This window comes from Stenotrophomonas sp. Steno-Z10-BAI, from assembly GCF_056393115.1.
The window spans coordinates 23,821-37,513 of record NZ_JBWJOZ010000006.1 but is presented as its reverse complement, the minus strand read 5'-3'; the positions used below and the strand labels follow the sequence as shown (position 1 = coordinate 37,513).

The window sequence follows — 13,693 nt, the reverse complement described above, 5'->3', positions numbered from 1 at the left end:
TTAGAACCCGAAGATTTCCTTGCCGAGTGCGAACACCGGCAGGGCGGCGAGCACGCCGTCGATACGATCGAGCACGCCGCCATGGCCCGGAATGATATGGCCCGAATCCTTGGCACCGGCGTGGCGCTTGATCAGGCTCTCGTACAGATCGCCCAGCACCGAGGCGAACACGGTGACCACGGCGGTGATGACCAGGCCGACCAGGTGACCGCTGTCGATGCCGGCCAGCCAGCCGAAGCCCAGCGCCACGATCAGGCCGGCGACCATGCCGCCCCCCAGGCCTTCCCAGGTCTTGTTGGGGCTGATGCGCGGGGCCAGCTTGGTGCGGCCGAAGGTGCGGCCGGCAAAGTAGGCGCCCGAATCGGCGGCCCAGACCACGGCCAGCGCGGTCAGCAGCCACAGGTGGCCGTTGTCACCGCTGGCATGGATGAGCACCAGCGAGGCCCAGGCCGGAACGATCGCCAGGGTGCCGGCCAGCAGCTTGAGCGCACGCGCCGGGCTGCTCGGGCTGGCGCCGAAGTTGAAGAAGCGCAGCCACAGCAGCGCCAGCAGCCACCACCCGATGCCGACCAGCGCGGCGATCTGGTACAGCACCAGCGAGCCTGCATCGGCCCACACGATCAGCACCATCAGCACCAGGTTCAGCACCAGCAGGACGGTGCGGGCGAGGGTGTCTTCGACGTCGGCCAGCTTCAGCCATTCCCACAGCCCGATCAGGAACACGGCGGCGGCGGCGGCGGCCAGCCACTGGGTGGGCAGCATCAGGATGGCGAGAATGGCGACCGGCGCCATGATCAGCGCGGCGATGACTCGGGTCTTGGTCATGGGGAAGAGGTCTCGGTGGCCAAGGCGGCGATCTGGGCGCTGGTCAGGCCGAAACGGCGTTCACGCGCGGCATAGGCGTCGAACGCCTGCTGCAGGACGGCGGCGTCGAACTCGGGCCACAGTACGTCGGTGAACCACAGTTCGGTATAGGCCAGCTGCCAGAGCAGGAAATTGCTGATGCGGGTATCGCCACCGGTGCGGATGAACAGGTCCGGCGGTGGCAGGTCGGCCAGGGCCACGCGGCTGCTGAGCATCGCTTCGTCGATCTGCTCGGGCAGCAGGCGACCGGCCGCGACCTCGGCAGCGAGCTCGCGCGCGGCGCGGGCGATGTCCTGGCGGCCGCCGTAGCTGGCGGCGATGCTCAGGGTCATCGCACGGTTGCCGGCGGTGCGCTGTTCGGCCAGCTGCATGCGGCTGACCAGCCCGGCGCCGAAGCGCTCACGCTCGCCGATGAAACGTACGCGCACGCCACGGCGATGCAGCTCGTCCACTTCGCGGTCGAGCGCATTGAGGAACAGCTTCATCAGCGCGTCGACCTCATCGCTCGGCCGGCCCCAGTTTTCACTGGAGAAGGCGAACAGGGTCAGCGCGGCGATGCCGTGGTCGAGGCAGAAATCGATGGTGCGGTTGACCGCGCGCGCACCGGCACGATGGCCGATCACGCGCGGGCGACGACGCTTCTGCGCCCAACGCCCGTTGCCATCCATGATGATGGCAACATGGCGCGGCACGGGCGCGTCGGAACTGCTGGTCGGGGCCTGGGACATAGGGCTCAGACCGCCATCAGTTCCTTTTCTTTCTCGGCGACAACACTATCGACGTCCTTGATGGACTTGTCGGTCAGCTTCTGGATGTCGTCTTCGCCGCGCTTCTTGTCGTCTTCGCTGATCGCCTTGTCCTTGATCAGGGTGGCGATCGCCTTGTTGGCGTCCTGGCGGATGTTGCGGATGGCGATCTTGGCGCCTTCGCCTTCCTTCTGCACCTGCTTGCCCAGCTCCTTGCGGCGCTCTTCGGTCGGCGGCGGCAGGTTCAGGCGGATGACGGTGCCGGCCACGTTCGGGGTCAGGCCGAGGTCGGAGGCATAGATCGCCTTTTCCACGTCCTTGATCATGCCCTTGTCGAACAGCGTGATGACCAGAGAATGGCCCTCGGAGACGCTGATCGAGGCGACCTGGTTCAAGGGGGTGTCGGTGCCGTAGGCCTTGACGGTGATGCGATCCAGCAGGGCCGGGGAAGCACGGCCGGTGCGGATGGAGGTGAGGGTGTGCTTCAGAGCATCGATGCTCTTTGCCATGCGCGTCTGCGCGTCCTGCTTGATTTCGTTGAGCATCGCCCGAATCCTGGATGTAACTGGGAATCGGGCGATTATAGGCGAAGAAGGGGCTTCGCCGGGCCGTTCAGGGCGCCCGGTGTGGGGCGCCGCTCAGGCTCAGGTGTTGTCGCGGCCCTGCACCAGGGTGCCGATGTTGTCGCCGTGCAGGATCTTGAGCAGCTCGCCCGGCTGGCCCATGTCGAACACGCGCAGCGGCAGATCGCTGTCACGGGCCAGCGCGAAGGCGGCGGTATCCATCACTTCCAGCCCGCGACGGATCACTTCGTCGTAGGTCAGGCTGTCGAAACGGACCGCATCGCTGTACTTGTTCGGATCCTTGTCGTACACGCCGTCCACCTTGGTGGCCTTCAGCAGCAGGTCCGCGCCGATCTCGATCGCACGCAGGGCCGCGCCGGAATCGGTGGTGAAGAACGGGCTGCCGACGCCGGCGGCAAAGATCACCAAGCGGCCCTTTTCCAGATGGCGGATGGCGCGGCGACGGATGTAATCCTCGCAGACGTCGTTGATCTTGATCGCGCTCATCACGCGGGCCTTGGCGCCCAGCTTCTCCAGGGCGTCCTGCATGGCCAGCGCGTTGATCACGGTGGCGAGCATGCCCATCTGGTCGCCGGTCACCCGGTCCATGCCGCCTGCGGCCAGGCCGGCACCGCGGAAGATGTTGCCGCCGCCGATCACCAGGGCCACTTCGGCACCGGCGGCCTGCGCTTCCATCACCTCACGGGCGAGGCGGTGGATCACCTTGGGGTCGATGCCGTAGTCCTCGTCTCCCATCAGCGCCTCCCCGGAAACTTTCAACAGGATGCGGCGATAGGCGAGCTTTGACATGGCGATCTCTGGATGCGTGGAAAACGCCCGGATTCTACTGGAAGCCGGGCCATCGGGCAGCATAAATTTGCTGCACTGCGGCGTAGGCAGGCGCTGCGACGGCCCCGATCACGACGCCGCGCGCGGGTCGGGCTCAGGCCGGCGCGGTACTGGGCGAGCGCGCGATGACGCGGTTGCGGCCCAGGTTCTTGGAGCGGTACAGCACGTCGTCGGCGGCTTTCAGCAGGTCCTGAACATCGGCGAAACGCTCGTAGCCCCCCTGGGTGGCCACGCCGGCGGAGAAGGTCACGAACAGTGGGCCACCGGCCGCTTCGGCCATCGGTGTGTTGACGATCGTGGCAAGTACCCGCCGGACCACTTCCAGTGCGACCGGCTCGGTGGTATTGGGCAGCAGCGCGATGAATTCCTCGCCGCCGAAACGGGCCACCGTATCGCTGTTGCGCAACTGCTCCTGCAGCTTGGTGGCGAACATGCGCAGCACCTGGTCACCCATGAGGTGGCCGTGGGCATCGTTGATCTTCTTGAAATCGTCCAGGTCGATGAAGGCGACCGAGAGTGGCCAGCCATGACGGGTGGCGCGCAGGAATTCCTGTTCGAGCACGGCTTCGAGCTGGCGGCGGTTGAGCACCCCGGTCAGTGCATCGCGGTGGGCCTGCTCGGCCAGCCGATTGGCGCGCGCCTCGAATTCATCCGCACGCTGGCGGGCCAGGGCGGCGTCCTGCATCTCGCGCAGGTTGCGCAGCGTGGCCAGCTCCTGGGCATGGTCGATCAGCTGCTGCACGCGCGAGGGCGAGAACAGCGGGGTCTCGAACAGGGTGCTGATATCCGGCAGCGATTCGCCGATGCGGGCCAGCACCTGGTCGAACTGGGCGCTGTCCAGGCCGAGGGTGTCGTGCACGCGCTGCAGGGCGTGTTCGCGGGCGGCATCGGCATCGGTGCCGAGCCAGATATCGGCCACGGCGCCGGACAGGGCGACGCAGTTCTGGAAATTGTCGTCGCCGGTGGCAGGCGATTCGCTGTGCGCGATGCTGTCCACCAGGTAGCGGGGCAGGCCCCATTCCTCGGCCACCCACGCCCCGACATCGGCATGGCTGCACTGCAGGTGTTCGCGCTCCAGTGCGACCAGGGCGTCGTTGTCGGCCGCCTGGCGCAGCAGCGGGAGATAGGTTTCCGGCTGCGCCTGGGCGAGGGCGAGCACGCCGATGTCCTGCAGCAGGCCGGCCAGCATCAGTTCCTCGGCTTTGCGCAGGCCGCGGGCCTGGCCGAGCAGGCTGGCTGCCAGCGCGCTGAGGATGCTGCGGCGCCACGCGCGCTCGCGCAGGTCCTGGCCGTCGCCGGCCGCGGTCAGGTTCTGGGTGACGGTGAAGCCCAGTGCCAGGCTGACAGTGGCATTCAGGCCGAGCATGGTCAGTGCCTGGCCGAGGTTCTCGATGCGCCGGCGGCTGGCATACAGCGGTGAATTGGCGATGCGCAGCATGCGGGCACTCAGCGCCATGTCGATGGCGATGATGTCGGCGGCGGTGGTGATGTCCGCTTCCGGATCCTGCGCCAGTTCGATGATGCGCAGGGCAATACCGGGCGGGGAGGGCAGGTTGCGGCAGAGCGCCAGGGCGGCTGTCAGCTCGGGAGGCATGGCGGGCTTTTCAGTGTGTTGGGGCAAGAATACCTGAGGTACATCACAGTTTCGTCCTTGATTTCTTGCGTTGACGCGGCAGATCGGTTTGGGAGTATTGCCCTGATCCGGCACACAAAGCAAAGCCAATGGACAAAAAAAAGAAGCCGCGGAGTCCGCGGCTTCTTTCGTAACACATTCAAGCGGTGAAGATCAGGCCAGACCGGCCTGCTTCATCACTTCGGCGGCGTAATCTTCCACCACCTTCTCGATGCCTTCGCCGACCGCCAGGCGCTGGAAGCCGACCACATCGGCACCGGCGGCCTTGAGGACCTGCTCGACCGACTGGTTGGTGTCCAGCACGTACGGCTGGCCGTACAGGGTCACTTCGTTGACGATCTTGGCGATCTTGCCGCTGATGATCTTTTCCAGGATATCGGCCGGCTTGGACTTGTCCTTGTCGGACATCTTGGCCAGTTCGATTTCCTTTTCCTTGGCAACGAACTCGGCCGGCACATCGGCGGCCTTGTTGTGCGGCGGGTTCATGGCAGCCACGTGCATGGCCAGGCCACGGGCCAGCTCTTCGTTGCCGCCGGCCAGTTCAACCAGCACGCCGATGCGGCCGCCGTGCACGTAGGCAGCGACGTTGTTGGTCGATTCCAGGCGCACGATGCGACGCACGTCGACCTTCTCGCCGACCTTGGCGATGACGGCAGCGCGGGCTTCTTCGATCGTCTCGCCGGACGGCAGCTTGGCGGCCTTCAGGGTGTCGATGTCGGCAGCGCCCGAGCTCAGCGCGGTGGCAGCAACCGCCTTGGTGAAGTCCAGGAAGTTGCTGTCCTTGGCGACGAAGTCGGTTTCCGAGTTGACTTCGACCAGCACGGCCTTGCCGCCGTCCTGGGCCGCCACGATGATGCCTTCGGCAGCCACGCGGTCAGCCTTCTTGTCGGCCTTGGCCAGGCCGGACTTGCGCAGCCATTCGGCCGAGGCGTCGATGTTGCCGCCGTTTTCGACGAGTGCCTTCTTGCACTCCATCATGCCGGCGCCAGTGCGCTCGCGCAGTTCCTTGACCAGGGAAGCAGTGATTTCCACGGGATTTCCTCACGAAAGAAAGGGGTTGGGCCGGCATGGTGGCCGGCCCGTGTGACAGGTGTCCTGTCGTCGCGCCAACGGCAGCGGACAGGAGCGGTGGGCGCGCTGCGCCCACCGCGGGCCTGGATCAGGCCTGGGCTTCGCCAGCGGCCGGAGCGTCGGCCGCCGGGGCTTCAGCGGCCGGAGCGGCAGCAGCCGGAGCAGCAGCAGCCGGAGCAGCAGCCTTCTTGGCCGGTGCGCGGCGGGCCGGCTTGGCTTCTTCGCCAGCAGCGGCTTCGCTGAACTCTTCTTCGCGGACGGTGGCGGCGTGCGGCGCAGCAGCCTTGCCTTCCAGCACGGCGTCGGCAGCGGCGCGGGCGTACAGCTGCACAGCGCGGATGGCGTCGTCGTTGCCCGGGATCGCATAATCGACCAGTTCCGGGTTGTAGTTGGTATCGACAACAGCGATCACCGGGATGCCGAGCTTCTTGGCTTCCTTGATGGCGATGTCTTCGTGGCCGATATCGATGACGAAGATCGCGTCGGGCAGACGGTTCATGTCCTTGATGCCGCCCAGCGAGGCTTCCAGCTTGTCGCGCTCGCGACGCAGGCCCAGCACTTCGTGCTTGACCAGCTTGTCGAAGCTGCCGTCGGTCTCACCGGCTTCCAGTTCCTTCAGGCGGGCAACCGACTGCTTCACGGTACGGAAGTTGGTCAGGGTGCCGCCCAGCCAACGCTGATTCATGAAGGGCATGCCGCAACGCTCGGCTTCTTCACGGATCGACTCGCGGGCGCTGCGCTTGGTGCCCAGGAACAGGATGGTGCCGCGCTTCTGCGCAACGCTGGAAATGAAGTTCATCGCGTCATTGAAGAGCGGAACGGTCTTTTCCAGGTTGATGATGTGGATCTTGCCGCGGGCGCCGAAGATGTACTGGCCCATCTTGGGGTTCCAGTAACGGGTCTGGTGGCCGAAATGGACGCCGGCTTCCAGCATCTGACGCATGGTGACCTGGGGCATTGCAGTAACTCCTGATAGGGAACCGGCCGCCACGGGTAATAGTTGGGCGGTCCGCCGTGAGGCGGGAGGTTCCGGGGTTTGGCTTCCCTGTCGCTTCCGTGACCGAACTCCTTGCGGAGCACCCCGGCACGGATATGGGCGGCAGGTGTGGATTCACCGGTGACGTCCGGTGTTGACGTGTTCCCTGCTTCGATGAGGCAGGAGATCCGGTCGATTATAGCCCGGCCTGGGCCGGGGCTGCAATCTCGGGCGCGGCGGCGGGCAGGGCAGCCTCTGCTGCGTGGTCCAGGCGGGCCTGGAAGTGGCCGCCAACATACTGATCGGGGCGGAAGGGAAGCGCCCAGGTCCGCGTCTGGCGGGGCAGCACATAGCCGGCAAGGCCCCCTATCACCACCTGGCGGGCCCCAGTGCGGTCGACGAACACCAGGTCGGCCACGTGGGCGTGGCGCGCGCCACCATTGTAAAGCTGCACGTGCGCGGCCAGGCCCGGCTGGAGCCGTGCCTGCAGTGCCGGTGCCACCGCGGGTGCTTGAAGCGGGTCCAGGAACACCGGCAACGAGTAGCGCGGGGCCGTCGCCGCAGGCAGCGCCGGATCCGGGCTGATGACCAGCCGATACGCCTGTTGGACCTGTTCGGGGGCGGCGCCGAGCCGGACCACGCGCAGGCGCTGCCGCTGGCCAGGCGCGATGTCCAGTAAGGACGGGCTCAGCGCCACGTCCTCGGCCGGCTGCAGGCGCTCGTCGTTTTCTTCCTGTTCCCAGCGATACAGCCGGGCCTGGCCGGACCATCGCACCGGATCGGGGTTGTCCAGCCACAGATCGACGTCGGCCTGCCCGGCAGGCAGCAGCAGGCGGGTGGTGGAAAGCTGCACGGCCCTCGCATCGGCTGCAGGCAGGGCCAGGGCCAGGGCAAGTGCGGCAAGTCCGCGCATCAGTAGGTCACCGTAGCCCGGTCAGGCCGGTCGCCGCGGAGCAGTTCCACCGGGGTCAACGCCTGCACCTGCATGGGCACCGGCGTGGGAGCATCGCTGCGCTGGTGCGGCATCGCGCAGTCCGGCCGCGCCCCGCGCAGGGCCGTGGCCGTGCAGTCGGCCACGATGCGGAGCTGGATGCGCAGGCCGCCCTGCGACTGCGCGGTGGCGGGCAATGCCGTGAATCCGGCGAGCAGGAGCAGGCAGGCCGGGGCGGGGGGGAGCCGTCTCAGGATCATCGAACATCGCAGGAAAGGGGCCTGCCCATTATCGGCCAGGCTGCCGCCGGTCTTGAGGGCGAGGCGGGATCAGTAGGTAATGTTCACCGTGATCACATCGTTGTAGCTGCCCTGGGCCGGCAGGCTGCCGGAGGTGGGCGGCGCCCGCCCGTACACCGTCAGCGTCTGGGTGCCGCCGGTGCCGGTGCCGGGGACGGTGTCCACCCCGATGGTGTTGCCCCAGCGCTGGCTGCGGCCACTGTCGCGGTACAGCTCGTAGGCAATGAAGTAGCTCGGATTGGTGGCGTGCTGCATGCGCCGGGTGGTCGTTCCGAGCACGTGCTGGCCGTTGTCCAGGCCGATGGTGTACGCGGTGCGGTTGATGCAGGTCAGGCCGATGGTCGAGGTGCGGTCGATGTTGCCGGTAATGGCGCCGGCATTGCTGCCGAAGTCCATATCGGTGGTGACATACGTACTGCATTGCGGCAGGACGTTGGCAGTGACCGTGAACGGGAAGCCGGAGGCAACGGTCTTGTTGCCGGTCGCGCCGCCGCCGGCCGGGGTCGTGCAGGCGGGCGGTGGGGAGGCGGTACCGAGCAGTACTTCGTTGTAGGCGAAGCGAACCGTGGTGTCGGCGGCGGCGAAGCTGCTGCTGAAGCTTCCTGCGGAGAGCGTCTGCCCGGCCGGAACCTGGCCATAGATGGTGACGGTGACCGTGCCGCTGCCGCCGGTCAGCAACGGCACGTTGTAGTTGAGGTCGATCACCTGCGCGCCCGGGTTGCTGCCCGGGGTCAGCCCCCAGATCGTGCTGCGGGTGGAATTGGTATACAGCTGGAACGCCATGGTGTCGGTCGTGGCGTTGCGCAGGCTGCGCGTGGGCTGGGTGGCGCTGCCGCCGCTGCCGTTGCCGATGCCCAGGCAGGCGCGCACCGACGCGGTCGCCAGCAGGCTCAGGGCGGCCGTGCTGCAGGTGATGGTGAAAGTAGTGGTGGTGTTGGTGACGCTGGCAGACCCGTTGGTGATGGTTCCGAACGCGAGGGTGACCGGGGTGGTGACCACGCAGTTGGTGTCGGCATGCGCGGAGCGGCTGCCGAACAGGGCCAGCGCGGCCACCAGCAGCAGGGCGAGCGCGCGGATCACGGCGATGGCCCGGCGATGCAGCGCAGCGGCCCCAGTCGGCGCGGATGCGGCTCGCTGGGGCTGGGGGGCTCCAGGGCCACCGTGCATGGGCCGCGCGCGGTATCGATCCGCAGGGTGAGCGGTAGGGTCACGTCCTCCAGGTAGGTCTGGCCGTCGTAACCGACGATCGCCGTGCGCGCCCCGGCCAGATGGACCACGCTGCCGGGTGCCAGCGGGTGGCCGCTGTCATCGTGCAGTACAAGGGTGAGGGGGTGGGTGCGGCGCAGGCCGAAATCCACGCCGATTCCGGCGCTCTGGCGCGGCGTGACCCAGCGGTCGACCTCGGCGGCGCGGATGTCTGCCGGCAGGTCCAGGGTGTCGATCGAGAGCCGGTTGCGCTGCCAGGACAGCAACGGCGTCACCAGCAGCAGGCCGTTGTGGTCGGTGCTGCCGATCAGGCGGTTTTCCAGCCGTACCGGTACCCCGGCGAACCTGCCGGTGGAGACCACGGCGAACGCATCGGGCACTTCGCGTGCGGCGAACACGTGCCCCCCCATCCAGACCAGGCTGCCGCTGGCGCTGGCATAGCCGTAATCGGTGTCGCCCTGGCGCGAGTACCCCAGTGCGTAGCGTCCGACCCGGTTGAGCCAGCCCACTTCACCCAAGCCGCCGCCGCCATCGTCGCCGCCGCGCGCCTGCAGGCGCCAACCGACCCCGCCCTGGCTGCCGTCGCCGGGCACCGGCTGGGACACGTCGGCCACGTAGGTGGTGTTCTCGCCGTTGCGCTGGGTGGACAGGCTGGCCTGGCGGTTGCGCCCAAGCGCGGCCGACAGCGACAGGTAGATGCTGCGATCGTTGCTCTCGTCCAGGTTCTGGTTGACCGACAGGTACGTGGACCAGCGGCGTCCGAGGTTGGCCGACCAGAACAGGCTGGCGTAGCGGTTGTCCTCACCATCGCGGTAGCGCAGGCGCAGGTAGCTGGCACTGATCGCCCCGGCCGCGTCCAGGTTCACGCCCAGCGTGGCCTGTTCGCTGATCTGCGCAGGCAGGCTGTCCTGCAGCGCACCCAGGTCACGATAGTCGCCGTGGGTGCGTCGGCTGGACAGGTTGACGTTGAATCGGCGGTTGTTCCAGCTGTACCCCAGCCCGTACTGGCCGCCGTCGCGGCCGTCCTGGCGGCTGTGAACGTAGGCGGCATTGAACACCCCGGCGGCGCCCAGCAGCCACCAGCCGCCAGCGCCGGCATTGCGCACGCCGCCACCGCCCTCGGCATGCAGTTCGGCGGTGAACCGGTCGCTGACGCCGTAACGCCAAGTGCCGCTTCCCACGGTCTGCGCCTCGTAGGCGAACGAGCGGATGCCATAGTCCCGGCGCATGCGTCCCACGCCCAGCGACCAGTCCGACAGGCCCTGCGCCAGCAACTGCTGGGTGCCGTAGAAGGCGAAGTCCAGTGTCTGCATGCGGCCGAATGCATCGGTGATCACCACCTGGGCATTGCCGGTGCCGTTGATGCCCGGCTGTGCGGCCAGCTGGAACGGTCCGACCGGCACCTGGCCGTTGTACTGGCGCAATCCGTCGACATACAGCTCGACGTTGGAAGGCACCACCGCTTCGCCGAGGAAGGTCGGGGTGGGGGTCAGCAGGCGATACGGCTGCAGGCCATAGTTGCGTCCAATCTGGATGCCGCCCATCCGCACCGGCCGGCTCCAGTCGACGAAGCCACTGTAGAAATCGCCGACGGTCAGGGTCAGCGCTGCGTCGGGGAAGTCCAGTTGCCAATGGGTGTCCAGGCGCACGCTGTCGGTCCGCCAGCCTTGCCGGGGAACCTCGTAGATGCGCTGCACAGTGCTGTTCTCCAGCACGCCATTGCCGAGCCCGAACAGCCGCAGTTCGCTTGTGAGTGCCAGGTTGCCGCCGGCCTCACTGTGGCTGCCATAAACGTCGTAGTTGAGGAGTGCTCCGGGTGAGGCGGAGGCATGCGGGGTAGTTTCCTGTGCCCGCTCGAGCCGGGTGGTCGGCAATGCGAGCTGGTCCAGTGGCACGTCCAGCGCGAGGGTCTGCAGGGAGGCGTCGTAGCGCAGCACCACGCCGGCCAGACGGTCCAGTGGCACCGCCGCGTCGCCCTGCGCGGGGAAGCCGAGCTGGCGCAGCGTGGCCGGCGCGGCGAACAGCCGCCCCAGTTCCTGGGTGAAGGGAAGCAGGCCACGCGGCGCGCGATTGAGGGTCACGTCCAGGTACAGGGTCTGCGGCGCGGTCAACGGGGTCGGTGCCGGCAGCACGGCGTCGCCCGACGCGCCCGAGGCCTCCAGGCCGATCTCCGCGGCGTGCATCGTCCAAGGCAGCAGGCTGGCGCTGAGCAGCATCCGCGCGCAGGCCTCAGCGAGCCGGTGGCGCGACGGGCAGTGGTGTCTGGGCCGACTCACCATTGATCCTGGCCATGAAGGTGGCTCCCGCCAGGCGGGTTGCCGAAAGCTCCAGCGGCCAGCGCATGGTCTGGCCGCCAAGGACGTAGCCCAGCAGGCCCGGATGTACGGTCTGCGGGCGCTCCGGAGTGCCGATGGCGAGGTCGGCCAACTGCGCGTACGCGCCGCCGTCGTTGCTTACTTCCAGTGCCGGGCGGCCATCATCCAGGGTGATCTGCCGTGCCCGCAGCTTGGCAGGGGCGGCCTGGACGGGTTGGACGAAGACCGGCAGCGAGTAGCGCAGCACGAACTGCATGCCGGTCCGGTTCGGATCCAGCGTCGGCAGTTCGTCGACAATCACCCGGTAGGCCAGCTGTCCTGCCGGGGCCTGCGAGTCGCTGCGCACCACCCGCACCAGCTGCTGTTGGCCAGCGGCAAGGGTCTGCATCGGCGGGCTGACCTGCAGGTCGTCGGTCGGGGTCAGCTGGTCCTGGCCTCCTTGCTGGCTCCATCGGTAGACCCGCACCTGCACCTGCACCGGTGCGGTGCCGCTGTTGCTGATCCACAGCGCGTCGGCGTTCTGTCGGGGCCCCAGCTGCAGCCCGGTCGGTGCCACCTGAAGGCTGGCGGCCGGGACGGTGCCGATGGAGAGGGCAGACAGGACGCAGGCCAGTCCCAGGCGCCGCCGGAGGCGGGCCCGTGCGGTCATTGGCATGGGCTGCCCTCAGTAGGAAATGGTAGCGGTGACCGTATCCTGGTAATTACCCGTCGCGGCATTGTTGACGCTCGGGTTGGCGATCTGGCCGTACACCGTGTAGGGCACGGCCAAGCCAGTGCCGATCCCGGCCACCGTGTTGGTGCCGGTCGTGGCGCCCCAGACGTTGGCGTGGCCGGCATCCTGGTAGAGCTGGTAGCCCACGAAGTTGTTGGCGGTGACCGCGGCGTTGGTGTTCTTCATGCGCCGGGTGGTCACGTCGTTGGCGGTGCCAGCGTTGGAACCGGCGTTCAAGGCGATCGTGTAGGGGGTCAGCGCCGAGCATTGCGCGGTGATGGTGCCCTGCGCGTTGGACGGGGTAGTGGCCGTGGACAGGGCCGAACCGAAGTCGACGTCCGTGGCGGCTGCAGCGGTGATCGTGCAGGCCTTGGTGATGATGATCTTGACGTTGAAGGTGGTGGTATCGGCCGCCAGGGCGGGCGCAGCGAGGCTGGCAAGGGCCAGGCTCAACAGGGCAGGACGGAGAAATCGCATGGGCATGCTCCTTGGACGCGGGTCCTTGCTGAACAACACGATGCTGCCGAACGGTGACGCGATGGAACGGTGTTGATCCGGTTATAGGTTTGGTCTTGTAGGTAACCCGTGAGATTTGGGCGATTCGATGGCCGTTTTCGGCATGAACATGCGATTTGAGACGTCCATCTCATTCATTCATCGACCTGACTGAACTTGCGCCCAAACCGCGGCTGTCGGTGTTCCACCCGATCCCGTTCAGATTGGCCCCGGATCGGCGATAATGGGCCCCATGAGCGTGAATCTGAAAACCCCCGAGGAAATCGAACTGATGCGCATCGCCGGCCGTCTGGCCAGCGAAGTGCTCGACATCGTCACCCCCCACGTCAAGCCGGGCGTGACGACCGAAGAGCTGGACCGCATCTGCCATGACCACATCATCAATGTGCAGAAGGCGACGCCGGCCAATGTCGGCTACCGCGGCTTCCCCAAGACGGTCTGCACGTCGGTCAACAACGTGATCTGCCACGGCATCCCCAGCGAAGCCAAGGTCCTCAAGGACGGCGACATCGTCAACATCGATGTGACCGTGATCAAGGATGGCTGGCACGGCGATACCAGCCGCATGTACTACGTCGGCACGCCGTCGGTCATGGCCAAGCGCCTGGTCGATGCGACCTACGAAGCGATGTGGCGCGGCATCCGCGCGGTCAAGCCGGGCGCGACGCTGGGTGACATCGGCCATGCGATCCAGAGCTATGCCGAAGCCGAGCGCTTCAGCGTGGTGCGCGAGTACTGCGGCCATGGCATCGGCAAGGTCTACCACGACGAACCGCAGGTGGTGCATTACGGTCGCCCCGGCCAAGGCCTGGTGCTGCAGCCCGGCATGACCTTCACCATCGAGCCGATGATCAACGAGGGCACCCGCTACAACAAGGTGCTGCCCGATGGCTGGACCGTGGTCACCAAGGACCGCAAGTTGTCGGCGCAGTGGGAGCACATGGTCGCGGTCACCGAGACCGGCGTCGACGTGCTGACCCTTTCGCCCGGCGAATCGCAGGTCTGAGCATGC

Annotated in this window: 14 protein-coding genes; 1 reads left to right on the top strand and 13 read right to left on the bottom strand. The window is 67.2% G+C overall.

The features are described from left to right. The 13 genes from AC06E9_RS14790 to AC06E9_RS14730 all read right to left on the bottom strand — a co-directional run bounded on the left by AC06E9_RS14790 (position 1) and on the right by AC06E9_RS14730 (position 12,642). Complete coding sequence (locus AC06E9_RS14790) at positions 1–825, bottom strand: phosphatidate cytidylyltransferase (protein WP_123728763.1); 825 nt, start codon at positions 823–825, stop codon at positions 1–3. Next, positions 822–1,592 (bottom strand): polyprenyl diphosphate synthase, encoded by a 771-nt coding sequence (uppS, locus tag AC06E9_RS14785; RefSeq protein WP_121041482.1) that lies wholly within the window; start codon positions 1,590–1,592, stop codon positions 822–824. Before uppS ends, AC06E9_RS14790 begins: the two co-directional genes overlap by 4 nt. Positions 1,593–1,597: 5 nt before the next feature. Further along, on the bottom strand, positions 1,598–2,155 hold the full coding sequence (gene frr / locus AC06E9_RS14780; RefSeq protein WP_121041484.1) for a ribosome recycling factor: 558 nt from the start codon (positions 2,153–2,155) through the stop codon (positions 1,598–1,600). Positions 2,156–2,254: 99 nt separating this feature from the next. Continuing rightward, complete coding sequence (gene pyrH / locus AC06E9_RS14775) at positions 2,255–2,983, bottom strand: UMP kinase (protein ID WP_121041486.1); 729 nt, start codon at positions 2,981–2,983, stop codon at positions 2,255–2,257. 133 nt (positions 2,984–3,116) lie between these two features. Then, entirely contained in the window at positions 3,117–4,616 is a 1,500-nt protein-coding gene (locus AC06E9_RS14770) for a GGDEF domain-containing protein (protein ID WP_152151760.1), read from the bottom strand. Positions 4,617–4,808: 192 nt separating this feature from the next. Further along, positions 4,809–5,687, bottom strand: a complete 879-nt coding sequence (tsf, locus tag AC06E9_RS14765) for a translation elongation factor Ts (protein WP_088433310.1) — start codon at positions 5,685–5,687, stop codon at positions 4,809–4,811. 127 nt (positions 5,688–5,814) lie between these two features. Then, a complete protein-coding gene (gene rpsB, locus AC06E9_RS14760; RefSeq protein WP_478056311.1) occupies positions 5,815–6,684 on the bottom strand; it encodes a 30S ribosomal protein S2 in 870 nt (289 codons plus the stop codon). Between the two features lie 214 nt (positions 6,685–6,898). Continuing rightward, positions 6,899–7,615, bottom strand: a complete 717-nt coding sequence (locus AC06E9_RS14755; RefSeq protein ID WP_478056310.1) for a fimbrial biogenesis chaperone — start codon at positions 7,613–7,615, stop codon at positions 6,899–6,901. Then, a complete protein-coding gene (locus AC06E9_RS14750; protein ID WP_478056309.1) occupies positions 7,615–7,830 on the bottom strand; it encodes a hypothetical protein in 216 nt (71 codons plus the stop codon). Before AC06E9_RS14750 ends, AC06E9_RS14755 begins: the two co-directional genes overlap by 1 nt. 132 nt (positions 7,831–7,962) lie before the next feature. Continuing rightward, positions 7,963–9,009, bottom strand: a complete 1,047-nt coding sequence (locus AC06E9_RS14745; protein WP_478050546.1) for a Csu type fimbrial protein — start codon at positions 9,007–9,009, stop codon at positions 7,963–7,965. After that, on the bottom strand, positions 9,009–11,354 hold the full coding sequence (locus AC06E9_RS14740; protein ID WP_478056388.1) for a fimbria/pilus outer membrane usher protein: 2,346 nt from the start codon (positions 11,352–11,354) through the stop codon (positions 9,009–9,011). Before AC06E9_RS14740 ends, AC06E9_RS14745 begins: the two co-directional genes overlap by 1 nt. Positions 11,355–11,367: 13 nt before the next feature. Next, complete coding sequence (locus AC06E9_RS14735; protein WP_478056308.1) at positions 11,368–12,108, bottom strand: fimbrial biogenesis chaperone; 741 nt, start codon at positions 12,106–12,108, stop codon at positions 11,368–11,370. A gap of 9 nt (positions 12,109–12,117) precedes the next feature. After that, positions 12,118–12,642: a Csu type fimbrial protein gene (locus AC06E9_RS14730; protein ID WP_121041502.1), complete on the bottom strand. Its 525-nt coding sequence runs from the start codon at positions 12,640–12,642 to the stop codon at positions 12,118–12,120. Between the two features lie 271 nt (positions 12,643–12,913). On the opposite strand from AC06E9_RS14730, the gene map reads away from it, so the two are divergent. Further along, complete coding sequence (map, locus tag AC06E9_RS14725; RefSeq protein ID WP_121041504.1) at positions 12,914–13,687, top strand: type I methionyl aminopeptidase; 774 nt, start codon at positions 12,914–12,916, stop codon at positions 13,685–13,687. Positions 13,688–13,693 lie beyond the last annotated feature (6 nt).